Origin of the sequence: Maribacter sp. HTCC2170, from assembly GCF_000153165.2 — a bacterium.
In the GTDB taxonomy this organism is placed as follows: Bacteria; Bacteroidota; Bacteroidia; order Flavobacteriales; family Flavobacteriaceae; genus Maribacter_A.
The window spans coordinates 1,928,573-1,952,378 of record NC_014472.1 but is presented as its reverse complement, the minus strand read 5'-3'; the positions used below and the strand labels follow the sequence as shown (position 1 = coordinate 1,952,378).

Here is a 23,806-nt window from a genome sequence, read left to right as displayed (position 1 = left end):
ATTGAATTTAATTTATATATTTGCAAGCCGAAAAAACATACAGAAAATATAATACTCAAGATGACGAAAGCGGAAATTGTATCGAAAATCTCAGACAAGCTGGGAATTGAAAAAGGAGATGTACAAGCAACTGTTGAATCCTTTATGGAAGAGGTGAAAACTTCTTTGGAAAGTGGTGACAATGTTTACCTAAGAGGATTTGGTAGTTTTATCATAAAGACCAGAGCAGAAAAAACTGGTAGAAACATCTCTAAAAACACTACTATTAAAATACCGGCGCATAACATTCCGGCATTTAAACCAGCAAAGGTTTTTGTAGAAGGAGTAAAGAGCAACGTTCAAGTAAAATAATATAATAATCTTTAAAATAAGAACTTTATGCCGAGTGGTAAGAAAAGAAAAAGACATAAGGTAGCTACCCATAAGCGCAAGAAGCGTAGAAGAGCTAACCGACACAAGAAAAAGTAGTTGTTTTCAACTACTTTTTCGTTTAATACGTTCATTGACATAGAAATTCTAAAAAGAATTTCGACGGGTTTATACAACCTGTAATTACTATTGTTTAATCTATTTGTTCAATCTAATTAGAGATGAACAGATATAAATAAAATCAGGTGAATAGAGAATTAATCGTAAGATCTAGTTCTGACGCCGTCGATTTTGCCTTACTAAAAGAAGGGAAACTCACTGAATTACACAAAGAGGAAGACAACAACGACTTTTCGGTTGGCGATATATTTTTGGCCAAAGTCAGAAAACCAGTTACCGGTCTTAACGCAGCCTTTGTAAATGTAGGTTATGAGAAAGATGCTTTTCTGCATTACCATGACCTTGGGCCGCAATTATCCACAATGCTTAAATTCATTAAACAAGTGAGCACTGGAAAGCTTAGAGATTACTCTCTAAAAAACTTTCCGCTAGAAAAAGATATTGATAAGCATGGCAGCATAAATGATGTCATAAAATCAAATCAATCCTTATTAGTACAAATTGTTAAGGAACCCATTTCTACCAAAGGACCAAGGATAAGTTCTGAGCTTTCATTAGCCGGACGTTATTTGGTCATGGTGCCTTTTTCCGAACGTGTTTCAGTCTCACAAAAGATTGGGAGTAAAGAAGAAAAAGACAGGCTAAAAAGGCTCGTAAAGAGCATTAAGCCAAAAGGATTTGGTGTAATCATCCGAACAGTTGCAGAGGGCAAGAAAGTCGCAGAGTTAGATAAAGATCTAGAAAACTTGCTGGACAAATGGTCAGCAATGTGTAAGAAATTGTATAAAGCTCCAACCCCTTCCAAAGTCTTGGTTGAGCTCAATAGAGCCTCAAGTATTTTAAGGGACATCTTCAACGATTCGTTTACAGGAATACAAGTTGATGATGAGACGCTTTATAATCAGGTTAAGGATTATGTACAGGAAATTGCCCCAGGCAAAGAATCTATTGTGAAGTTATATAGTTCTTCGGTTCCGATTTTTGAAAAATTCGGGATAGAAAGACAAATAAAAACTTCTTTTGGTCGTACAGCTTCAATGAGTAAAGGAGCGTACTTGATAATAGAACATACTGAAGCACTTCATGTTATCGACGTGAATAGCGGTAACCGTTCTAACAAAGCCAAAAATCAAGAAGATACTGCACTGGAGGTAAATATGTTATCGGCTTCTGAAATCGCAAGACAATTGCGTTTGAGGGACATGGGAGGAATTATCGTTATCGATTTTATAGATATGGTAAAAGCGCCTCACCGAAGAAAACTTTTTGATCATCTAAGAGATGAAATGAAAGATGATAGGGCCAAACATAAAATTTTGCCACCAAGTAAATTTGGTCTTGTACAGATAACCAGACAACGGGTACGTCCTGAAATGAATATTAAAACAACAGAACAAGATCCTAACAGGTCGGGTATGGAGGTAGAAGCTCCAATTGTTTTAATAGACAAAATAAATGTTGACCTTGAAAAACTTTTGAAAGGCCCTAAGAAGGACAGTAAGATCACACTGAACTTACATCCTTTTATTGCGGCATATATAACCAAAGGTTTTCCATCAATACGTTCTAAATGGTTTATGGAACACAAAAAATGGATCAAGATTCAACCTAGGGATGCATACACGTATCTAGAATATCGTTTTAAGAATAAAGACGGTAAAACCATATATTAGTGAGATACTAGTTTTACTGCTTTTGCAGAAAAATTAGATTTTCGAACTAACCCTGAACAAAGTGACGGGTCTTTTAAACAAAGATGTAAATAATAAAAAGCGACTTCAGAAATGGAGTCGCTTTTTTTGTTCATACCATTTCCTCTTTTTTTACTACTTTAACCCAAACATCCAATACCAACCATTAATAAATGATTTGTAAAAATTGTCAAACCTCCATTTCCGAGGCTTCCAAATTTTGTGATAGCTGTGGCGCCAAAGTAATAACCGAAAGATTATCAGTTAAAAATTTATGGTCTGATGTTACTCAAAACGTCTTTGGTTGGGACAATAAATTCTTTTTGACTATTCGAAAACTCATTACAGCACCACAAGAAATTCTAGGGGATTACTTGGATGGTATACGTAAAAAATATACGAATCCAATTACTTTTTTTGCCATAGGCATGGCCATATCCATATTTATTTTCAACACATTCGATGAGGAATATCTAAAGATCTCCTTGGATGCGGCCAAAGTGCAAAACGAATGGATGGCAGAAAATATAGGTGGACAATACAAGTCAGTTGAACTCCAAAAGGAAAGCTTAGAATTAAATGAAAAAATTCAAAAAGGATTTTTGAAATTCTTCAACATTATCAGCCTTTTGCTCTTGCCTTTATATGCGTTTATTGCCTTCTTGGTATATCGAAAACCATATAATTATGCTGAACATTTAACTGTAACTACATATATTCAAGGGTTTAGCTTTTTTCTTTCTTCCATATTTTTCTTAGTTGCTATAAATACCTCTCCTTTTCTATATAGTATTTCTTTGCTATGCCTAATGTTTTTTTACTGCTATGCCTATGGCAAGCTATATAAGCTCTCTATAGGACAGTCTATAATTAAATTCATTTTTTTTCTAGCAATACTTTTCGTTGTTATAATAGCACTAGGAATTATGGGATTTGCCATAGGTATTGGCTATGCTTATTTTAGTTCAAAATAATATAAGACCAAGTTTATTTTGTATCAAAAATTATCAACATATACCCTCAATGAGGCCACCAAAAAACTGGAACATTATTGTGCCTATCAGGACCGTTGTCATAAAGACGTTGTTACCAAACTTCGCGGAATGCGAATGATTCCCGAGGCTATTGACCATATAGTAGGTCATTTAATCCAAGAGAATTATTTGAATGAAGAACGATTTTCCAAAAGCTTTTCCAGGGGGAAGTTCAAAATCAAAAAATGGGGCAGAGTACGTATTACAAATGAGTTAAAACAACGAAACATTACCAAATACAATATTAAGATTGCCCTCAAAGAGATAGATGATGATTTATATATAGAAACATTTAATCAGCTGGCCAAAAAGCGGTTGGAAGCAATTACAGAAACTAATATTCAAAAAAAGAAAAGAAAACTGGCTGACTATCTTTTATATCGCGGCTGGGAGAGTCATATGGTGTACAGTAAAATACAAGAGCTTATTAAGTAGATAAGCCCTTAGCACCGGTCATTTTTTGTCCTCAAGATGGCCTGCTCATTCTTCCAATCAATCCATTTTTGACCTTTCACCCTTCTCATAAGAACATCATATTTGCGCATTACCAAAACATTGTAAAATGCAGAAAATAGGTTTTTTGGGTTTTTGGCTATTGAACGTAGACTCATTGAAAATCCTGGAGTCAAATATCTCATATAATGCCAATATCCTTCAGGGATATACAGCATTTCACCATGATTTAAGTGGGTCTTAAATCCTTTTGCATTCTTAAGAGCGGGCCATTTTTCAAAATTTGGGTTAGCAAAATCAATACTTTCATGTGCAATCAATGAATGTGGTACTTTGTACAGATGTTTTGTTTCAGATTGCGGAAATAAAATGCATTCTTTCTTTCCCTCAAAATGAAAATGAAAGATGTTGGCCAGGTCTATATCGTAATGCATGAAAGTGTATGAATCTGTTCCTCCAAAGAATAACATTGGTAATTTCTTCATTAGCCGTAGACCTAGATTCGGGTACGTAAAGTCGTTTTGGAGTGCTGGAATCTCTTTTAAGATATTCCATAGAAAAATGCGGTATTTCGTTGGTTCCTTTTGAAGTAAATCTACATAATCAGACATCTTCATTTTTGCATGTGGCTCGTTGAACCCGTCTTCATGATGAACTGGTCTGTCGTCATATAATGGCACCTCCTTGTCCCCGGCAATCTTGCTCATATAGTCCAAATTCCATTTGGAATATGCAGGCCAACCCTCAATAAAGCGTTCTATTACTACAGGCTTTTGAGGTTTAAAATAATTAGTGACAAATTGTTCCCTGGTAATTGTTTTTACCCGTGGAATATCGTTTAAGTTCAAGCTAAATTGGGTTGAATTATTCAACAAATTTAAAAAACCTCTTAAAAGTAGGCACTTAAAATTGACTTAATCTAAACAACTACCAGTTAATTAAAACCCAAAACTGCTCACTAATAAAGTAAAAGTGAGCAGATAAAATTGAAGTAGAAAAGTAGTATTGTTATTTAAAACTATAGCGTAAACCAAATAACACATTACTAGGTGGCATTGGTGTAAAGCCAGACTCAATATAGTCAGCATCAAAAATATTACTTGCCGTCATTGACAATTCAACTTGTTTTAATTTCAATGCAACAGAAGCATCCCAAACATTATAAGTTTGTCCTGTGGTACGTTCTGCATATTTGTAAACGATATTTTGACGCACATTTTTCAATAATTGAGTACTGAATCGTGTTGTAAAATGATGTTTCAACGTGTTTAGAGAGTAACGAGATAATTCTTCGTTTTGGTCTAAAATATTATCATCTAAAAAAGCATAACCAATTGCCAAAGTTTGGTTATAGTCATTCAGCTTAAAATTATAAGCTGCATCTATTTCCAATCCTTTCGTATTAACTTTAGTTATGTTGGTTGCGGTAAAGGTTTCAACATCTGTATTTGGTCTTATATAATCAATAAGATTTTCCGCATCTCTATTAAAAACTGAAATACTTGCTCCAATTTTTGGACTGACATATTTAAACCCTATCTCTTGCGCAAATGCTTCTTCAGGTTCTAAATCCGGATTTCCTGCACTACCACCTCCGTTATAATATAAATCAGTATAAGTTGGAATTCTGTAAGTATAGCCAATGTTTCCATATGCTTTTAGGTTACTGGTAATGTCAAATCCAATATCCAAACCTGGAAAAGCATTAAATTTAAAATCCGAAAAATAAGTCACCGCAACTCCAGGAGTAATATCTAAACGATCGTCTGCAAATTGAAATCTATGCTCCAAAAATAAGGTTGTCATAAAACGACTACGACTGCCTAAATTATTGCTTCGCAAATACACTTTAGACATGTCGATTCCAAATCCTGTAATACCTAATGAAGAGTAATAAGCCGCATTAGCTTCGGCCCCTATTTTATTTGAAATATGAAAATTTCTAAAAAAGTTAGGATCATCACGTTGTAGTAAAAACATATCTTGATTACGTTTCCAATACACTCGCGGTTGCATTTTAAGTTTTTCAGACTTAAAAGTGGTTGTAAATGCAATTAAGCTATTTTGAGTTTCTTCATATTCATTAAACCCCCAACTACTTGGTGTATAAAAATTTTCAGCTCCGAACTTACGTTCAAAGAACGTTGCAATCATTTCAATAGGTTGGTCTTTTTTATTGAAAACACTTTTTAGAAAAAAGTTAGAATTGTTATAATCTGAATTATTTCTATACCCTTCAGAAGTCATTTTTCCAGCATGAAAAATATGTGTTGAGTTCTCTAATTCAGACCCAACGGTTACCGAAGCATTAAGCTGACCAAAAGAACCAGCTTCAAGATTTGCAGAAACAGAATTATTTAAGGTAGATTTAGTGACTATATTAATAGCACCTGTAAAAGCGTTCTGCCCAAAAACGCGGGCTGCAGGGCCTTTTATAATTTCTATGCGCTCAATAACTTCAAGTGGTAAAGAAGCATTCATGGTATGGTGACCCGTTTGTGCATCGTCCATTTTAACACCATCTATTAACAATAATGTTTGGTCAAAACCACCTCCTCTAATAAATAAATCTGCCTGACTTCCGCCAGTGCCACGTCTTCTAATGTCTAAACCAGCCACTTGTTGTAATAAATCTGCAACGGTAACGGCAGAACTGTTTTTTATATCAGCTGCTGTAATAATGCTTATGGTTCTAGAATTTTCCTTGAAGGGTAAATCAATTCGATTTGAAGTAACTACAACTTCATTTAAGGTATCAACTTTTATTATAGTTTGCTCTTGTTGGGCATTTAATTGAAATGCGCCAATTAGTAGAATTGCAAAAAGTAAGGCTGTATTTTTCATCTATTTAAGTTTCGCAATGGTTGTTAATTGCAAGATTTATTTTACTCTGCAAAAGTCGTAACTTTCCGGACGATTAAACTAGTCCAGTTTTAAAACAATGAATAGTCCGGTTGGTAATATAATAAAACAACTTGTCGCATTTGACAAAACGCTTGCGCAACCCGTATATATACAAGTGGCTCAACAAGTTATAAATGCTATACAACGTGGCTATTTAGAAAAAGGTAGTAAGTTACCAGGAACTCGTGTTTTAAGTCAGTTGTTAAAAATTCATCGGAATACAGCTGTTGCTATTTACGAAGAATTGGCTTCACAAGGTTGGGTAGATATTATAGCTAATAAAGGGACTTTTGTTTTGGTGCCTGAAGAATCTACTGTGAAAATTAAAGCAACAGCTCAGCATATTCATCAGGCATATACTTATCCCGATGTTGTTGGTTTTCCATTTCAACAGTCATTTCATTTGGCCTCAACAACGGAAGAAACTTCTTCAAAATACGCGCTAAGCGACGGTAAACCAGATTTGCGTTTACATCCTGTGTACCAGTTTTCCAGATGGTATAGTGCAGCAATGAAACGAAAACCATTGATTCATAAATGGAATAGAACAAGTGCCTTAAATCCCTCCGTTTTTAGTACACAACTGTGTAATTATTTAAACGCAACACGAGGATTTCATATAAAACCAAATAATTTAGTGAACACCCGTAGTACAGAAATGAGTCTGTATATAGTCTCACAATTATTACTTAAACAAGATGATTTGGTGCTGGTGGGGCAGCTAAGTAATTATGCCACTAATATGATTTTTCAACAAGCCGGTGCTACGATTAGAACGATTCCAGTAGATAAAGAGGGTTTAAATATAGAGTATATAAAAAAGCATTTTGTAAAAGGAAGTATACGCTGTGTGTATGTTTGTGCCAATAGAGATTACCCAACAACCGTAACGTTGAGCGCAAAACGACGATTACAATTATTGCAATTGGCCAAAACCCATGGATTTGCTATTATAGAAGATGATTACGACTACGATTTTCAGTATGAAGGGTCTGCAATGTTACCAATGGCAAGTGCAGATACCAACGGAATGATTATTTATTTAGGGAAGTTAGGACAGTCGTTCTTTCCAAGTTTTCACACGGGCTTTGTAGTGGCACCAGAAAACTTAATTTCTGAGGCTAAAAACTATTTGCAATTACTTGATAAGCAAGGCGATCTAATACAAGAACAAATGCTTTCTGAACTTATATCTGAAGGCGAAATATATAGACTTAAGAAAAAAAATATAGTCACCTACAAGCAGCGTCGTGATAGTTTGTGTAAATTCTTAAACTCTTATTTTGAAGGAATTATAACTTGGGTGATGCCCTTAGGAGGTTTAGCAATATGGCTGCAATTTATAGAAACAATATCATTAGTGAAACTTGCTGAGGAAGCCGAAAAATTAGATTTATTTCTACCAAAAACTATTTTATACCAAGATAAAAATACCTGTGCTATTCGTTTTGGTTTTGGGCATATAAATGAGGAAGAAATCGAAATTGTGATTAAGAAGTTGAAAAACGCATACAATAAGGTTATTAATCTTTAATAGGAAATTCAGAATGAAAAGAATCGTTCAAATTTTCCAGATGCTAAGGATGTATTTTAAATAGAATTGTAAGATTTTTGGCCGCCTTGGAATTCAATACACCGCTTTTTATATATCTTGCAAAGATGGGAAACAATCCCAATAAAACACATGTTCAACGAGCTTATAAATTCGCTTTTTAGCAATCTTGATCAACTTAAAAACAGAACTGTTTTTAAGTTGATTTTCGCTATTTCATTCTTTCTTCGTTTGCCTTTTTTCTTTCGAGACTATATTGACCGTGATGAAAGTACATTTATACTTATGGGGCAATCTTGGGTAGATGGTAATTTGCCCTACACAGAACTATGGGATTTAAAACCCCCTATTACCTTCCTGTTCTTTGCCGGAATTATTTATGTTTTTGGCAAAAGTTTTATTGCGATAAGGATTATTGGTTCCATACTAGTGGCTCTAACCGCTTTTTTTACCTATAAAATTGGCCAAGAAGTCCATTCTAAAAGAATAGGTTTATTATCTGGTATTATTTGCGTTGTACTCCTGACATTATTTGGTAGTCTACAAGGGGTAATGTCTGAGCATATTTGCATGGCCTTTTTTATGCCTGGATTATATTTAGTGATAAAAGCGGAGAAACCGCAATGGTTCTTATTGGCCGGATTATTTATGGGGTTGGCACTAATGACCAAAATGAATATTGCCTATGCCGTTTTATGCTGTGGCCTTTTCATTATTTACTTGGGTTTTAAAGAAAATCAAAAAATTCATGGAATACTCAAATCTTTTCTATACGGAATAGGAATACTTTCCATTATAGGCCTTACCGTATTGCCATATTATTTCAATGGTATTTCGGATTTATGGTGGAATTCAGTAATACTTGCACCTCTGGAATACATCGGTGCTCGTCGTTATTCCATTTTAAAACTAGCCCCAATATTTCTTGTTATTTTAGGTTTCTTTTTTCTAGCTTGGAAAAAGAAATGGTTGAATTTCAAAGATTCGAAAATCCAGCTATTGCTAGTTGCTGTTTTAGGTATTATGATCGCTTTCTATAAAGGTGGAAGAATAAACGGTCATTATCTGATACAGTTGCACCCTATCCTGGTCATATTAGTTGTTTTAGCCTTAATCCAGTTTAAATCTGTTCAGAAATTAAAATGGAGGCCATTTTACCTTGTCTTGTTATTTTTGATTCCAATGGAGTCCTATTTGGAGTATGGAAATATCATAAGAAACAAATTTGAGCGGGGCACTTTTTTTAACGGAGAAGGCTTTTCTGCTCCCAAATACATTAAGGAAAATCAACTGGAAACTGAAAACATCCTGTTCTTAGGCTACCATATTGGTTATTGGAACTTAAATACCAATCCACCAACCAAATCAACCACCCATCCCAGTAATATTTGTCGTGATGAATTATTCCCTTTCTATGATAATCAGAGGAAGACATCGATTGAAGAGCTACAGCATATTATGGAAGTTATTAAACCCAAAACTATTGTAACACGAAAAAATAGACGGGTTTTCGACAAAGAAGAGATTGAGGCAAATGAGTATATTGATGACTATTTAGACAAGCATTACAAGGCACATACAACAGTAGAAAAAGCCGAAATATTACAGCGGTTGGATTGATTCCAATACTGATTTAAATTTATCATCTTAGAGAGCTTCAGTAATAATTGTTTTACCTACTTCAGAGGAAATACCTATTGTAAATATTCTTTTTGTTTAGTTTTTAATTTGATTTGGTAATAATTCCACATTGTAGGCACTTGTATTTTCTACTTTCAAAAAAGGGGAATAGTTTAAGAAAAATTCCTTTTCTGTGATAATAGAGCTCAGATTTTTTGGCCTTACAATTTGGGCAAACAATGGGGTTTCCTTCATCATCTAAGGCATAGGCTCGAATAGCGTCGTATATTTTCAATGCCTTCTCCTTGTGCTTTGTATACACCTGAAGCTTCACGCCACCAATGGCATAGCTAATTAAAGGGTCCGAATTAAGTGTGTTTTCATCCTTAAGAAATACGGGCACCCCTTCAGATTCAAGTTTGCCTTTTAAAATCTGTACGTCGGCAGGATAATCAAAAGAGGCTATGGTATAAAAAGTATTTTCCTTACTCATGAAACAACCGATTTTAATAGATTTAACATCGTTTCAATTTGATTTTCTCCAATAATTTCTCTGGAAATCTGTCCATTTAACAAAGGTACTATTTAGGTATTTAAATGCTATATTCGTTTTAGTAAATCGCTCTAAAATGAAATATAGAATTCTCTTTGCATTTCTCCTGTTAATTAGCACTTATGGTACGTCTCAAACCATATCCTACGAAATATCCTTTGAAAATGCTGTACACCATGAAGCCCAAATAGCAGCTACATTTACCAATATAAAGGAAGTTTCTTTTTCATTAAGAATGAGTCGAACTTCCCCAGGTCGTTATGCTTTACATGAATTTGCTAAAAATGTATATGGGTTCACTGCTACTAATAGTCAAGGAAGAAAACTTAAAACTATACGTCCAAATAATCATGAATGGCAAATCTCTGGTCATGATGGCACAATTAATATCAACTATATTTTATTCGCCAATCGAGGGGACGGAACATACTCACAAATTGATGAAACCCATGCCCATCTAAATATTCCTGCAACTTTTATGTTTGCTCCCAGCTTAGAGAAAAAACCTATTCAAGTGAAATTCAATTTAAGGGATGATTTGAATTGGAGGATCGCCACCCAATTACCTTTAGTTTCTGGAACAACTTATTCTGCTCCCAATTTAGAATATTTTATGGATAGTCCGACAGAAATAAGTGATTTTAGCCTTAGAGAGTTCAAAGTTGACGCTCAAAATGTTCGACTGGCATTACATCACAATGGCACCGAAGAGGAAGTGGACACCTATTTTGAAAAGGTTAAAAAAGTAGTTATTGAACAAGAAAAGGTATACTCCGAATTACCCAAATTCGATTTTAATACCTATACTTTTCTTGCTTGTTATATTCCCAATGCATCAGGTGACGGCATGGAACATCGTAATTCAACCGTTTTGACAAGTACAAGAAGTCTTGCAAATGGAGGAATGGAACGAAATATTGGTACGGTATCACACGAATTTTTCCATGCTTGGAATGTGGAGCGCATACGACCACAATCGTTGGAGCCCTTTGATTTTAAAGAAGCAAATATGAGTGGTGAACTCTGGTTTGCTGAAGGATTCACAAGCTATTATACCAATCTCATTTTATGTAGGGCCGGACTTATTACACCAAAAACATATATTGAAGGATTGGCTGGAGGATTTAATTATGTATGGAATTCGGCAGGGCGCAACTTTTTTAACCCTATTGAAATGAGTTATCAAGCTCCTTTTGTTGATGCCGCAACAACCGTTGATCCAGTGAATAGAGACAACACCTTTATTTCTTATTATTCTTACGGAAGTGTTCTTGGTCTGGCATTAGATCTTTCCCTAAGAGATCATAATTTAAATTTAGATGATTATATGAAATTAGCCTGGAAAACGTTTGGCAAGAATGAAAAGCCATATACCATCAATGACCTGCATCAAACATTGAATACCTATGCAGGTAAATCGTTTGGTGATGCTTTTTTCGACAACTATATCTACAAGAGTAAAATGCCTGATTATAAGAGCCTTTTTGAAAGCATGGGGGTAATTCTATTGCAAGAAAGCGAACAGCCCTACTTTGGCGCTTCAGCAGGTATAAATGGTGAAGGAAAAGCAATCATACAACGAAATACGCAAATAAACAGGGCCGCTTATAAAGCTGGTTTGGAGAAAGGGGATGTCATTATAAGTATCAATGGAAAAGGATTTGAAAAAGGCCAAAAATTCAATGATATCATTAAGCAATTTAAAATAGGTGATGTTTTGAACATCGACTATACCCGATTTGGAAAGACTAAGACAACCACAGTAAAACTTGACTCCAGTCCAAGGTACAGTATGGTTTTTGACAATGAAGCAACTGATGAAATGATAGTAAAAAGGAAAGCTTGGTTGGAAAAGGAATGATACGGTCTATTCTGAAATAAGTTTCACTCTTTTAAAACTCACAAATCAGAAGGCTATGATTATTTTAACTTAGTTAATTCAATTCAACCCATTTGTGCGCATTGGGAATGGTAGCGTTCAACAATTTTACATTCAAAATCTGTGCAACTCTTTTTCCCATCTCAAAGACCGATTCTAGATTATCACTTTCCAAAATATTGAAATGTTTGTTTTTTTGATACCATAGGTTTGCCTCATAAATATAATCCCCATTTTCTTTCGGTTGTTTAAATACTGAAACATAGTCAATTTGAGGCAGTGGTTTCCATTTTCCAAAGCCAATCGGCCCTAAAGAATAATCTATTTTATATTTTTTATTGTCCAAGTCAAAATGCCAATCGCGGACAACGGAAAACGCAAGTGCTGTGGGCAATAAAACAATGGCTAATTCAAGTAGACTAAAGCTACTTTTAAGAATTTTCGTATTCGTAGTGAAATTAAAATTGGTAAAAAATAAGATAAGAAATACAATTATGCAGGTATAAATCAGGGAAGCTATAATGCGCTGCCATAGCGGTCTATTGCCCTCAGAAATGATAACGTTTTTATTGTCCATGATTCTTAAAAACGAAAAAAGCCATACTAATAGTATGGCTTTAACTTAATCAAGTTCTTTTTAATCTGCTAAAACGATGACTTTATTATCATTCATCTCAATAGTCCCACTATTAATGGCAAGTACAGTACGTCCATTAGCATCACTGGTGAATTTACTTTCAAATTCCTCTTCAATTGTTATATCACCATCTACAATCACATTACCATTTTGCAATAACGAAACTATAGGGGCGTGATCTTTCAACATTTGAAATTCTCCATTGATTCCAGGAACGGTAACTGAAGTCACTTCTCCAGCGAATAAAGTTGCTTCAGGTGATACAATTTCTAAATACATCTTATTTAAGTATTAAGTATTTACGCTTCAGCTAACATTTTCTCTCCAGCCTCCATAGCTTCCTCTATGGTTCCCTTAAGGTTAAAGGCAGATTCTGGTAAGTGGTCTAATTCACCCTCCATAATCATGTTAAACCCTTTTATAGTCTCCTTAATATCAACCAATACACCTGGGATACCAGTAAACTGCTCAGCTACATGGAAAGGTTGCGAAAGGAAACGTTGAACACGTCTTGCTCTACCTACGGCCAATTTATCCTCTTCAGATAATTCCTCCATACCAAGGATGGCGATAATATCCTGTAATTCTTTATAACGTTGCAATAACTCTTTTACTCTTTGGGCACAAGCATAATGATCGTTACCCAATATCTCAGGAGTCAAAATCCTTGAAGTTGAATCCAAAGGATCCACAGCTGGATAAATACCAAGCTCAGCAATCTTACGAGAAAGTACCGTAGTTGCATCTAAGTGAGCAAATGTTGTTGCTGGTGCCGGATCCGTTAAATCATCCGCAGGTACATAAACTGCCTGTACAGAAGTAATAGATCCTCTTTTGGTAGAAGTAATACGTTCTTGCATTGCTCCCATCTCCGTTGCCAATGTTGGTTGGTAACCTACCGCAGATGGCATACGACCTAAAAGTGCCGATACCTCAGACCCTGCTTGTGTAAAACGGAAAATATTATCTACAAAGAATAGTACGTCTTTTCCTTGTCCTTCGCCTGCACCATCACGAAAATATTCTGCGATGGTCAATCCTGAAAGTGCCACACGAGCACGTGCACCAGGAGGTTCGTTCATTTGACCAAAAACGAAAGTAGCCTTAGACTCTTTCATCGCTTTCTTATCTACTTTTGATAAATCCCATCCGCCTTCTTCCATAGAATGCAAAAAGTCATCACCATATTTTATAATTCCTGATTCCAACATCTCACGAAGTAAATCGTTACCCTCACGAGTACGTTCACCTACACCCGCAAAAACCGAAAGTCCACCGTGACCTTTTGCAATGTTGTTGATCAATTCCTGAATCAATACTGTTTTACCAACACCTGCACCACCGAACAATCCAATCTTTCCACCTTTTGCATATGGCTCAATTAAATCAATAACCTTGATACCAGTGAAAAGAACTTCAGTTGAAGTTGAAAGGTCTTCAAATTTTGGAGCCTCTCTGTGAATTGGTAAACCGTCTTTGCCTGCTTTTGGTAAATCACCAATACCGTCAATGGCATCACCAATCACATTGAACAAACGTCCATAGATATCATCACCAATTGGCATCTGTATTGCACTTCCTGTTGCGTTTACCTCAGTTCCTCTGCTCAAACCATCAGTAGAATCCATTGAGATAGTTCTTACTGTATTTTCTCCAACATGGGATTGAACTTCTAAAACCAAAATTGAACCATCCTTGTTTACGATTTCCAATGAATCATAAATTTTTGGAAGATCTGATCCAGATTGAAATTCAACATCTACAACTGGCCCAATAATCTGGGAAACTTTACCTGCAACTTTCGACATTACTTATGTGTTTATGTTTTAGTTTATTGATATCTAAAAATCAGGACATGAAATCCTTTGTTTTTCAGGCTGCAAAGATATGTTTTTCAATTTTAAATTGAAATCCTTTTTGCTCTTTTTTACACAAAGAAAAAAGACGCTATTTATAGCGTCTTTTTTAATGGATATCTTGTTTGTTATCTAATTATTGATTGTCCATGACAAGTAATACTGTGAACCTATAAAACCAGTTCCTATTGCCGTGGTGTATTCATCTCCCAATAAATTGGAAGCCCCTACTTTAAATACCGACTTTATACTTGGAACTGCCAAATTCACCTGTGCGTCCAATACGCTAAAAGATGGAACTTTACCTGTTGCAAATGAATTTTGCCATAGGAAAGTCTCTGTCCATCTATAGTTTACATTAAATCCAACGTTCTTGAACAGCTCAGTATTACCGAACGAAGCTTTAACCTTGTTTCTTGGTGTGTTAAACTGAGGTTGGAAATCTGGATCGGATGATTGGTCAAAATCAAAATCAGAATACGTATAGTTCACTCCTACATCAAAATTGCCAAGTACCTTAGCCTCTATACCCGCAGTAACTCCATAAGAAGTAATATCTGCCAATGAATTGGTATAAGCATTCCATACTTGGGTGTCACCATTCTGCAATGCTAATAAAGACAAACCACCATCACCTGCTTGGCCATATTTTGGCGACACAACTAATTTTTGTGAAATAAAATCTTCATAATCATTATAGTAACCGCTTACATCTATCACCACTTTCCCAATTTGGCCTCTATATCCTAATTCCATTGCTGTTACTTTTTCAGGTTTTACCAATGGAGTATTAACGGCTTCAGGTGCTCCGGCGGCTAGGGAACTGAGGGAAAAAGTGTTTTCATAAGCTGCGCGTCCTACCAAAGTAACCGAATTAGAACCAACAATTGCTGCTCCGTTTGTAGAAACAGGAACATCAATTACATACCTATCTAGGTTATCAGGAGAAGCTCCAACCAAATGAGCACGTCCTGCATCAAGTCCTATATATAAATCTTGGGTGGTTGGATTTCTAAAACCTGTTTGGAATGACCCCCTAAAATTATGATTTCTGTTTTCGCCAACAGTATAAGTCAACGAAGCTCTTGGAGAAACAAACCCATCAAACAGTTCATTCTTGTCATAACGTACCGAGCCCGTGAACTTAATTCGCTCATCCATAAATTTCTTTTGGATTTGGGTATATAGACCATATTCTTGATAAGGAATAGGCCCATCGTTATCGGTAAAAATAGTACCGCTCGAATTCAGCTCATATTCACGATAAGACCCACCTACTTGTATGTCGGCAAAATCACTTGTTAAATGACTTAGATTATAATTAGCATCAACATGTCTTAATTTTGTGTTGTCAATGAACCTAGCACCAGTAGACACATTCCCATCCGCAATCACCGTATTAAATGCACTTTGGAATGCTGGAGTCCCAGGAATTAGCCTGCCAGTATCCGCAGCAGCTCGTGCAGCTGCATGAGCGGTAGCATCATCCAATTGTACACCTGTACCAACTCCTAGTTTTGCTCCAATATAGGTAGCCGCGTAGTCGCCAAACCAAGAAGCCTCACTGGGGTCATTCGGGTTCGGAGCATCCCTTTTCCATTTTCTATTGACATTGACGGCTGCTAATCTTGTATCATATGAATCACCAGCATTTTCCGAGGTGATATAACCCCTTACAAAAAAGTTATCGTTCTTAAATTCAAGCTTATGTTGTTGTAATGAGAAGTTATTGATATAATACCTGTTAGCTCCTTGATAAATGGTAGCCCCACGACCAATCCTGCTATTAAAGATAATTTCAAAATCGTCAGCAAACGGTCTATAATGTATGGCTCCATCAAACTTTACACTTTCCGCTCCATAATCAGTCAAATCACGTTCGGCATACCCAGTTCTTGTCACAAATGCAGAACCCAAAGTTCCTGAGGGTAAGCCCGCTAAAGCATCAAAGTTAAGTGTAGTGGATACTGCCTCACCATAAACATTAAGCCCATCATAACCTGGGTCTGCTCTGGTTAAACCTGGGTTGTTCAAATCTTCTTCATTCGCCGCATGCCAATCAGTACCCTCCATATAAGAAAAGCTTGCTTTTACAGCCAGTTTATCGCTAAAAGCATGGGCCGCACGAATACCAATATCATAATACTCATTATCCCCAGCGGCATCTTGGGATGTGATTCCTGTTTTGAAATAACTGCTGATTCCTTGGAAATCGAACGGATTTTTACTTCTCATAAACAAGATACCATTGAAGGCATTCGCACCATATAACGCAGAAGAAGCTCCTGGAAGAATCTCTACACTTTGAACATCGAGGTCATTCATACCTACTAAGTTCCCCATTACAAAGTTCAATGCAGGCGAGGAATTGTCCATCCCATCAACCAACTGCATAAAACGGGTATTGGCAAAACTTGCAAAGCCCCTAGTATTTATTGATTGAAATGTTAAACTGTTTGTATTGATATCTACTCCTTTTAGATTCTCTAAACCTCCATAAAATGAAGCAGAAGCGGTATTTTGAATTTCCTTTAATCCAAAACGCTCAACAGAAACAGGTGATTCGAAAAGCCTTTCTGGGGTCCTTGAAGCAGAAATTACAATCTCATCCAAAATTGTAGATGCCTCGGACATCACAACAGTGATTGTTTGGTTATTCGAGGTTATCTCCTCGAATTCATCGGTATATCCAATGCTTGTTATTTTTAATTGAAATGGGGGGATTTCAGAAGTTTGCAGTGTAAAATTACCGTCAAAATCAGTTACGGCACCTATTGCTTTTCCAACAATAATTACATTAGCCCCTGGCACGGGTTCATTGTTTTGATCAACAATGTTTCCAGAAATCGTTGTCTGTGCCATGCCGATAGTACCCAGCATCAACAGGGATAAAAATAGAATCGTTCTCATTATAGTTTGAGTTAAATTAGTTTGAGCCCAATATACAGATTTTTTTATATCGATTAATAAAAAATAAAATTATTATGCGTGCATAATAATATTTTCTCAATGATTTAACCTTAAAAATGTGTAATCTCTATTATTTCAACAAAAAAGACCATGATAATTATCATGGTCTTTCTCAATCAATTTTTGTATAAAACTACTCTACGGTCACAGATTTTGCCAAGTTCCTAGGCTGATCCACATTACATTCCCGCATTACGGCAATATGGTATGAAAGCAACTGAAGCGGAATTGTTGTCAAAAGTGGAGTTAAACTCTCCAAAGTTTCCGGAACTTCAATAACATGGTCCGCCAATTCGGTCACCTGATCATCACCTTCTGTTACAACGGCTATGATTTTACCTTTTCGTGACTTGATCTCTTGAATATTACTTACCACTTTTTCATAATGCCCTTTTTTAGTGGCAATTACAATAACTGGCATTTGCTCATCAATCAAAGCAATTGGGCCATGCTTCATTTCTGCAGCAGGATAGCCCTCTGCGTGTATATAACTAATCTCTTTCAATTTTAGAGCACCCTCTAAAGCTACTGGAAAATTATATCCTCTTCCTAAATAAAGACAGTTCTGAGAATCTTTATAGACGTCTGCTATTATTTCAACCAGAGTATTCGACTCCAATGCCTTTTCTACTTTAGATGGGATAGTTTCTAACTCTGTTAAAAACTCATGGAACTTAGATTCTGAAAATTCACCTTTTTCCTTGGCCAATTTCAAAGCCAACAAAGTGAGGACAGTAATTTGGGTTGTAAACGCCTTGGTCGAGGCAACCCCAATTTCTGGACCAGCGTGGGTATAAGCCCCAGCATGAGTTTCCCTTGCAATTGAAGAGCCGACTACATTACATACTCCAAACACAAAGGCTCCTTTTTCTTTCGCCAATTTAATTGCCGCCAAAGTATCAGCTGTCTCCCCTGATTGCGAAATGGCAATCAATACATCCTTATCAGTAATAACAGGATTTCTATATCTAAATTCTGACGCATACTCTACCTCAACAGGAATTCTTGCCAAGTCTTCAAAAATATATTCCGCTACCAAACCAGCGTGCCAAGAAGTACCACATGCCACAATGATTATTCTATCTGCATTTAAGAATTTTTCCAAGTGCTGGTCAATTCCTGCCATTTTAATCAAACCTTGATCTGCCAATAAACGACCTCTGAAAGTGTCCAAAATTGCTCTTGGCTGTTCATAAATTTCCTTTAGCATAAAATGATCATATCCTCCTTTTTCTATCTCCTCCAAATTCATTTGAAGTTCCAGTATATTCGGATAAGCAACCGCATCATTCTTTATCTTTCTCAGTTTTATTTCCTTACCCAAACGCACAATTGCCATTTCCTCATCTTCAAGATAAACTGCATTATTCGTGAATTCGATAAAAGGTGATGCATCAGATGCAATAAAAAACTCATTTTCACCTATACCTATGGCTAAAGGACTACCTAATTTAGCCACAACCAATTCATCTGGTTTTTTCTTGTCAAAAACGGCTATTGCATAGGCTCCAACAACTTGGTTAAGTGCTATTTGCACCGCTTGCCCAAGCATTACTCCTTCAGTTTTTTGAACTTCCTCAATAAGGTTGACCAAAACTTCTGTATCAGTATCAGAAGAAAAAGTATAGCCCCTTTTAATCAACTCCTTTTTAACGGATTCATAATTTTCTATAATCCCATTATGAATAATTACCAAATCTCCTGAATTTGAATAGTGCGGATGTGAATTAATGTCATTGGGAACACCATGTGTTGCCCACCTAGTATGACCAATTCCCAATGAACCTTTAAGCGATATAGTTGATTTTGATTTATTTTTTAAATCTTCAACCTTACCCTTGGTTTTTGAAAGATTTATATCGGTTCCGTCATAAAGTGCAATACCTGCGCTGTCATAACCCCTATATTCCAAACGCTGAAGACCTTTTACAACTATTGGATAGGCATCTCTATGCCCAATATATCCTACAATTCCGCACATAATATATTGTTTGTTAGATTGTTCTATTTAAATGAATTGCCACAAATCTATGGCTAAAGATGAAAAACCATATATATCTTAGACGTAAAACGTCAAAATTCTGTAAGTGGTATACTACCGCTTCAAATTTGAATAAACATCTTCTTTATTGGAAAGTTGGGCTAGTTGGTTACTGTTCCGTTTTGGTGTAGAATATTTCGAGTTTCAATTTTTTGTCAATATATGCTGGATCATCTATCTCACTACCATAAAGCACAGTTCCTAAAGGTGTTAAGGTTGCAGCAACGGGTATCTCTTCTTCACCATTGTCAAACATGGCATCACTAACTCCTATAAATTCAATATCTGGAGTAAGTGTTAGTCCAAGTGTGGCACTTGTGGAATCCCTTATAATCAGATTATTAATATGGTCAGTTATCCTAACAGTATATTTTTCACCTTTGTCATCCGAAGATTTATTAATGATTCCATCGTAATTTTGAAAAAGCCCAAAAAGCTTGATAGTCTCTTGATTGGAATTCTCAGTAGCGGTATTAATCAATGGAGCCTTCGATTCCGCATTGTGCAAATATAAACGTGGGGGCTCAATTATACCACCAGCCATTTCTAGGGCTTCTTGATCAATGTAAAACACCAGATTAGCTTCATTGATAATCCAGTTTTCAGCTTTGATCTGATTAATTACCTCTTGTGCTTCCTCTTCATCCTCCGAGAACAAATTGATTTTTGAATAGGTTCCTGAGCCTCCTTTAAGGTAAATTCTAGAAGCATTTTCCTCGGCATCCATAACACCATCAATGGCTCCTGGGTAAATCTCATTTTCAAAGGTATTTACGGCATTACCAACAATAGCGCCATCTTGGGTTTCCCTTAACATTGAAAAAATAAATTCACCCTTTTTTTGCACTATTTCGTCATCAGAAGTATCATCCGCTGTTTCATTAAGATCAATGCTATCATAATTATATCCGATGGTGATGTTTGCCGCTTTCATATCCAATAGTAGCATAACATCATCAGTAATACTTGAGGTAGAAAGGTGAATGCCTCTCATAAACTCATTAAAATTGGCCTGGCTCACCATTTCCGAGCCATCTTCTCTATCAATTATATTTGCTTGAAAAAAGTCTATATCCAACGGAACCCTAATTCCTGGCTCAAGCCTCTTTGACACGCCTGATTCGTCAACCTCTTCTGTATTTGGATCATCTTCTTGATCAATCAAAATCTGTTCGTTGCTAACAATAACCTCTCCCTCATAAAGAAGGTCAGAAACGAAACTTGGGGAAAACTGCTGTGTGGAATAGTATTCTTGTGCTTCTTGAAAGTTTGTGTTGGGATCCAAATCTCTTAAGAAATAGGTAGAACGTTCTACCTTAATATTAAAAGACGTGGTTACATCTTTGTTATAGACTGAATTGTTAATATAAATACTATCTAAATCTATTTTCTTGGCGAAATTGTCTTTTATGGTTGAGTCATCTTCATCATCATTTATACCATCACCATCAGTATCTTCGTTCAAAGGGTCTGTCCCGTTCAATTTTTCTTGATTATCACTTACACCGTCACCATCGGTATCACTGGTTGAATCTTCTGGATCACTATCCAGTTCATCTATAAGGCCATCTCCGTCAGTATCTGATTGCAAATTCCTTAAATAGGGGATATAAAGAAAAACTTCTGTTGCGATTTCATTTTCGTCTATAGTACTTACGGAATCATCGTTCTCAGCATTATCCTCGACTTCTTGAGAATATACCCCAAATTTTGGTCTACTTGTTGGCAATAACAATTGCGAAGTTATTCTAGCTTCTGTTTTTCCATAAATGGGATCATTAAAAATTCCCAATTGGTAGTGCGGCAGTTTGTTAGTCCTAACTGCCTCAACTTTATTGTTATAGGCAAAAACATCATAAACAGCTTTGTCCGTTGTAAAGGGCTCTCCACCAATGACTTCTGCACCTATAGTTGTGATATCATTCTCGCAGGATGCAAGAATCAAAACAAGTAAAAATCCCGCGAAAGCAGGAAATTTCAATCTCTTAAAAAAACTCATTTAGATTATTTTAAAACTTCAGTGTTATAAAAATTGACATATGCTTCTTCAAAACCTTGTAAAGGAACATAAGACAACACGGGTTTCTCTAGGTTGGATATATGGTTTTCTAATTCTTCTGGAATTTCTTCCGCCGCTAAAATAACAGCATCAGAAAAATCTACCGCTACTTTTAACAAATTATTATAGTTAGGAGTGTTCAGTACACTTATACTCTCTTCAGGAACACCGTCAAAAGCTATTTTTTTGACCATACCCTTATCGAGTTCTCCCTCAAAACCCTGACCGTAAACTGAAGTGACAATTTTGCTGTCACCAAATAATGGTTCGTCAGCGTAATACTTCTTTAAATATAAAGGCAAGAGAGAAGCCATCCAACCATGTACATGAATAATGTCTGGAGACCAATTTAATTTTTTCACAGTTTCAACAACACCCTTGGCAAAGAAAATTGCCCTTTGATCATTATCCTCAAAGAAATTCCCATCAACATCAGCAAAGGTTGCTTTCCTTTTGAAGTATTCCTCATTATCAATAAAATACACTTGGATTCTTTCTTTCGGTATTGAGGCCACTTTTATTATCAATGGCATGTCCATGTCATTGATTACAAGATTCATTCCCGATAGTCGAATAACTTCATGCAGTTGGTGCCTCCGCTCGTTTATATTACCATATCTTGGCATAAAAATCCTAATCTGGCCACCATTGCTGTTGACCATTCGCGGGGTTTCGTATGACATTAGGGAAACTTCATTCTCTGGGAGGTAGGGGACTAATTCTGAAGATACAAACAATATCTTTTTACCATTCATAAAAGCAATATTTTATTTATCCTAAAAAGGTTCTTGCAAAATTACAAAAATTATGCAGATTACCAGTATTTATAGTAAGTTTGCTCGCTTTTAAATTAAACCCATGTTGTTGATCAAAACCAGAAAACTTTTAATTGAACATCTTTCTACTTGCAAAACAAGTGAAAGCCTTGGGCTGGTACCAACAATGGGGGCCCTGCACATTGGTCATGGAGCCTTGGTTAATAGGGCGGTTCGGGAAAATGACGTCGTTGTCGTCAGTATTTTCGTTAACCCCACACAATTCAATAATCCCAATGATTTAGAAAAATATCCTCAGACTTTAAAGTCTGACATGGCCATTCTGAGAAAAATCTCAAAAAATATAATTGTTTTTGCCCCTAGCGTTCGGGAAATGTATTCCTCAGATGTTAAAGCTATTAATTATGATTTTGGCGGATTGGAACATGTCATGGAAGGAGCTTTTAGATCTGGACATTTTGACGGTGTAGGTACAATTGTAGAATCTCTTTTGACACTTGTTAAACCTGACAACGCTTATTTTGGTGAGAAAGATTTTCAACAACTGCAAGTAATCAAAAAGCTTACTGAAATTCGTCAAATTCCTGTAAAGATCATAGGTTGTCCCATAGTTCGTGAACCAAACGGATTGGCATTCAGTTCAAGAAACGAAAGGTTATCAAAAACCATAAGAAATGAAGCGGCATTTATCTATAAAACCCTTAAGTCTGCCAAAATAAAATTTGGCACGGAAAGTGCTAAGAATATAAAGGATTGGGTAACAAATCAATTTAGCCAACACCCAGATCTGGAGTTGGAATATATTGAGATTACCAAGACCAAAACATTAAAGTCAATTGTTAGAAAACAAAAAAATAAAAAATATAGGGCCTTTATTGCCGTTTATGCAGAAGGCGTACGACTAATAGATAATATAGCCCTTAATTAATTAACTTTGTCCCATGCTAATAGAAGTTGTAAAATCTAAAATTCACCGAGTAAAAGTTACTGGAGCCGATCTTGATTATATTGGTAGCATAACCATAGATGAGGATTTAATGGATGCGGCAAACATTATCCAAGGTGAAAAAGTTCAGATTGTTAACAACAACAATGGCGAACGATTAGAAACATACGCAATCCCAGGACCAAGAGGTAGTGGGGAAATCACATTAAACGGAGCTGCCTCTAGAAGAGTGGCTGTTGGTGATGTCCTGATTTTAATTACCTATGCCCGAATGGATATTGAGGAAGCTAAAAAATTCAACCCTTCATTGGTTTTCCCTAACGAGGAAACCAATTTGTTAAACTGA

At 36.0% G+C, this 23,806-nt stretch carries 19 protein-coding genes; 9 read left to right on the top strand and 10 right to left on the bottom strand.

Annotated elements, in window-relative coordinates:
• The first annotated feature begins 60 nt into the window (after window positions 1-60).
• The 4 genes from FB2170_RS08595 to FB2170_RS08580 all read left to right on the top strand — a co-directional run bounded on the left by FB2170_RS08595 (window position 61) and on the right by FB2170_RS08580 (window position 3,649).
• A complete protein-coding gene (locus tag FB2170_RS08595) occupies window positions 61-351 on the top strand; it encodes an HU family DNA-binding protein (protein ID WP_013306152.1) in 291 nt (96 codons plus the stop codon).
• A 263-nt stretch (window positions 352-614) separates the two neighbouring features.
• Window positions 615-2,162, top strand: coding sequence for a ribonuclease E/G (locus FB2170_RS08590; protein ID WP_013306151.1), 1,548 nt, complete (start codon window positions 615-617; stop codon window positions 2,160-2,162).
• 191 nt (window positions 2,163-2,353) lie between these two features.
• A complete protein-coding gene (locus FB2170_RS17025; protein WP_013306150.1) occupies window positions 2,354-3,154 on the top strand; it encodes a DUF3667 domain-containing protein in 801 nt (266 codons plus the stop codon).
• An 18-nt stretch (window positions 3,155-3,172) separates the two neighbouring features.
• The gene (locus tag FB2170_RS08580) at window positions 3,173-3,649 is read left to right on the top strand and encodes a regulatory protein RecX (RefSeq protein WP_013306149.1); all 477 of its coding nucleotides are present in this window, start codon (window positions 3,173-3,175) and stop codon (window positions 3,647-3,649) included.
• Between the two features lie 8 nt (window positions 3,650-3,657).
• Here FB2170_RS08580 and FB2170_RS08575 read toward each other — a convergent pair whose 3' ends face one another.
• Entirely contained in the window at window positions 3,658-4,515 is an 858-nt protein-coding gene (locus FB2170_RS08575; protein ID WP_041633126.1) for a cupin-like domain-containing protein, read from the bottom strand.
• 160 nt (window positions 4,516-4,675) lie between these two features.
• On the bottom strand, window positions 4,676-6,511 hold the full coding sequence (locus FB2170_RS08570; RefSeq protein WP_013306147.1) for a TonB-dependent receptor plug domain-containing protein: 1,836 nt from the start codon (window positions 6,509-6,511) through the stop codon (window positions 4,676-4,678).
• A 97-nt stretch (window positions 6,512-6,608) separates the two neighbouring features.
• On the opposite strand from FB2170_RS08570, the gene FB2170_RS08565 reads away from it, so the two are divergent.
• Together FB2170_RS08565 and FB2170_RS08560 are read left to right on the top strand one after the other, a co-directional pair.
• Window positions 6,609-8,105: a PLP-dependent aminotransferase family protein gene (locus tag FB2170_RS08565; protein ID WP_013306146.1), complete on the top strand. Its 1,497-nt coding sequence runs from the start codon at window positions 6,609-6,611 to the stop codon at window positions 8,103-8,105.
• Window positions 8,106-8,255: 150 nt separating this feature from the next.
• The gene (locus tag FB2170_RS08560) at window positions 8,256-9,743 is read left to right on the top strand and encodes an ArnT family glycosyltransferase (RefSeq protein WP_013306145.1); all 1,488 of its coding nucleotides are present in this window, start codon (window positions 8,256-8,258) and stop codon (window positions 9,741-9,743) included.
• Between the two features lie 103 nt (window positions 9,744-9,846).
• Here the strand turns inward: FB2170_RS08560 and FB2170_RS08555 are convergent, their stop codons facing one another.
• Window positions 9,847-10,236: a DUF2007 domain-containing protein gene (locus FB2170_RS08555; RefSeq protein WP_013306144.1), complete on the bottom strand. Its 390-nt coding sequence runs from the start codon at window positions 10,234-10,236 to the stop codon at window positions 9,847-9,849.
• 136 nt (window positions 10,237-10,372) lie between these two features.
• Here FB2170_RS08555 and FB2170_RS08550 point away from each other — a divergent pair, with 136 nt between their 5' ends.
• Entirely contained in the window at window positions 10,373-12,157 is a 1,785-nt protein-coding gene (locus FB2170_RS08550) for a M61 family metallopeptidase (protein WP_013306143.1), read from the top strand.
• Between the two features lie 73 nt (window positions 12,158-12,230).
• Here FB2170_RS08550 and FB2170_RS08545 read toward each other — a convergent pair whose 3' ends face one another.
• The 7 genes from FB2170_RS08545 to FB2170_RS08515 form a co-directional block, all read right to left on the bottom strand.
• On the bottom strand, window positions 12,231-12,752 hold the full coding sequence (locus FB2170_RS08545) for a hypothetical protein (RefSeq protein WP_013306142.1): 522 nt from the start codon (window positions 12,750-12,752) through the stop codon (window positions 12,231-12,233).
• A 60-nt stretch (window positions 12,753-12,812) separates the two neighbouring features.
• Window positions 12,813-13,091 carry a F0F1 ATP synthase subunit epsilon gene (locus FB2170_RS08540; protein WP_013306141.1) on the bottom strand — a complete coding sequence of 93 codons (279 nt, stop codon included), beginning with the start codon at window positions 13,089-13,091 and terminating at the stop codon, window positions 12,813-12,815.
• A gap of 20 nt (window positions 13,092-13,111) precedes the next feature.
• Window positions 13,112-14,620 (bottom strand): F0F1 ATP synthase subunit beta, encoded by a 1,509-nt coding sequence (atpD, locus tag FB2170_RS08535; protein ID WP_013306140.1) that lies wholly within the window; start codon window positions 14,618-14,620, stop codon window positions 13,112-13,114.
• A 180-nt stretch (window positions 14,621-14,800) separates the two neighbouring features.
• Window positions 14,801-17,578 carry a TonB-dependent receptor gene (locus FB2170_RS08530; protein WP_041632762.1) on the bottom strand — a complete coding sequence of 926 codons (2,778 nt, stop codon included), beginning with the start codon at window positions 17,576-17,578 and terminating at the stop codon, window positions 14,801-14,803.
• A 193-nt stretch (window positions 17,579-17,771) separates the two neighbouring features.
• Window positions 17,772-19,619 (bottom strand): glutamine--fructose-6-phosphate transaminase (isomerizing), encoded by a 1,848-nt coding sequence (gene glmS / locus FB2170_RS08525; protein ID WP_013306138.1) that lies wholly within the window; start codon window positions 19,617-19,619, stop codon window positions 17,772-17,774.
• Between the two features lie 169 nt (window positions 19,620-19,788).
• On the bottom strand, window positions 19,789-21,678 hold the full coding sequence (locus tag FB2170_RS08520) for a DUF4270 domain-containing protein (protein ID WP_013306137.1): 1,890 nt from the start codon (window positions 21,676-21,678) through the stop codon (window positions 19,789-19,791).
• Window positions 21,679-21,683: 5 nt separating this feature from the next.
• Window positions 21,684-22,493 carry a glycogen/starch synthase gene (locus tag FB2170_RS08515; RefSeq protein WP_013306136.1) on the bottom strand — a complete coding sequence of 270 codons (810 nt, stop codon included), beginning with the start codon at window positions 22,491-22,493 and terminating at the stop codon, window positions 21,684-21,686.
• Between the two features lie 103 nt (window positions 22,494-22,596).
• Here FB2170_RS08515 and panC point away from each other — a divergent pair, with 103 nt between their 5' ends.
• Window positions 22,597-23,442: a pantoate--beta-alanine ligase gene (gene panC / locus FB2170_RS08510; RefSeq protein WP_013306135.1), complete on the top strand. Its 846-nt coding sequence runs from the start codon at window positions 22,597-22,599 to the stop codon at window positions 23,440-23,442.
• A gap of 13 nt (window positions 23,443-23,455) precedes the next feature.
• Window positions 23,456-23,806: an aspartate 1-decarboxylase gene (panD, locus tag FB2170_RS08505; RefSeq protein WP_013306134.1), complete on the top strand. Its 351-nt coding sequence runs from the start codon at window positions 23,456-23,458 to the stop codon at window positions 23,804-23,806.

What these genes read in the sequence shown, in the direction of transcription:
- FB2170_RS08595 (WP_013306152.1), top strand. Translation starts at nt 61, where the DNA reads ATGACGAAAGCGGAAATTGTATCGAAAATCTCAGACAAGCTGGGAATT.
- FB2170_RS08540 (WP_013306141.1), bottom strand. Translation starts at nt 13,091, where the DNA reads ATGTATTTAGAAATTGTATCACCTGAAGCAACTTTATTCGCTGGAGAA.
- panC (WP_013306135.1), top strand. Translation starts at nt 22,597, where the DNA reads ATGTTGTTGATCAAAACCAGAAAACTTTTAATTGAACATCTTTCTACT.
- FB2170_RS08555 (WP_013306144.1), bottom strand. Translation starts at nt 10,236, where the DNA reads ATGAGTAAGGAAAATACTTTTTATACCATAGCCTCTTTTGATTATCCT.
- panD (WP_013306134.1), top strand. Translation starts at nt 23,456, where the DNA reads ATGCTAATAGAAGTTGTAAAATCTAAAATTCACCGAGTAAAAGTTACT.
- FB2170_RS08570 (WP_013306147.1), bottom strand. Translation starts at nt 6,511, where the DNA reads ATGAAAAATACAGCCTTACTTTTTGCAATTCTACTAATTGGCGCATTT.
- FB2170_RS17025 (WP_013306150.1), top strand. Translation starts at nt 2,354, where the DNA reads ATGATTTGTAAAAATTGTCAAACCTCCATTTCCGAGGCTTCCAAATTT.
- atpD (WP_013306140.1), bottom strand. Translation starts at nt 14,620, where the DNA reads ATGTCGAAAGTTGCAGGTAAAGTTTCCCAGATTATTGGGCCAGTTGTA.
- FB2170_RS08515 (WP_013306136.1), bottom strand. Translation starts at nt 22,493, where the DNA reads ATGAATGGTAAAAAGATATTGTTTGTATCTTCAGAATTAGTCCCCTAC.
- FB2170_RS08550 (WP_013306143.1), top strand. Translation starts at nt 10,373, where the DNA reads ATGAAATATAGAATTCTCTTTGCATTTCTCCTGTTAATTAGCACTTAT.
- FB2170_RS08545 (WP_013306142.1), bottom strand. Translation starts at nt 12,752, where the DNA reads ATGGACAATAAAAACGTTATCATTTCTGAGGGCAATAGACCGCTATGG.
- glmS (WP_013306138.1), bottom strand. Translation starts at nt 19,619, where the DNA reads ATGTGCGGAATTGTAGGATATATTGGGCATAGAGATGCCTATCCAATA.
- FB2170_RS08565 (WP_013306146.1), top strand. Translation starts at nt 6,609, where the DNA reads ATGAATAGTCCGGTTGGTAATATAATAAAACAACTTGTCGCATTTGAC.
- FB2170_RS08560 (WP_013306145.1), top strand. Translation starts at nt 8,256, where the DNA reads ATGTTCAACGAGCTTATAAATTCGCTTTTTAGCAATCTTGATCAACTT.
- FB2170_RS08530 (WP_041632762.1), bottom strand. Translation starts at nt 17,578, where the DNA reads ATGAGAACGATTCTATTTTTATCCCTGTTGATGCTGGGTACTATCGGC.
- FB2170_RS08520 (WP_013306137.1), bottom strand. Translation starts at nt 21,678, where the DNA reads ATGAGTTTTTTTAAGAGATTGAAATTTCCTGCTTTCGCGGGATTTTTA.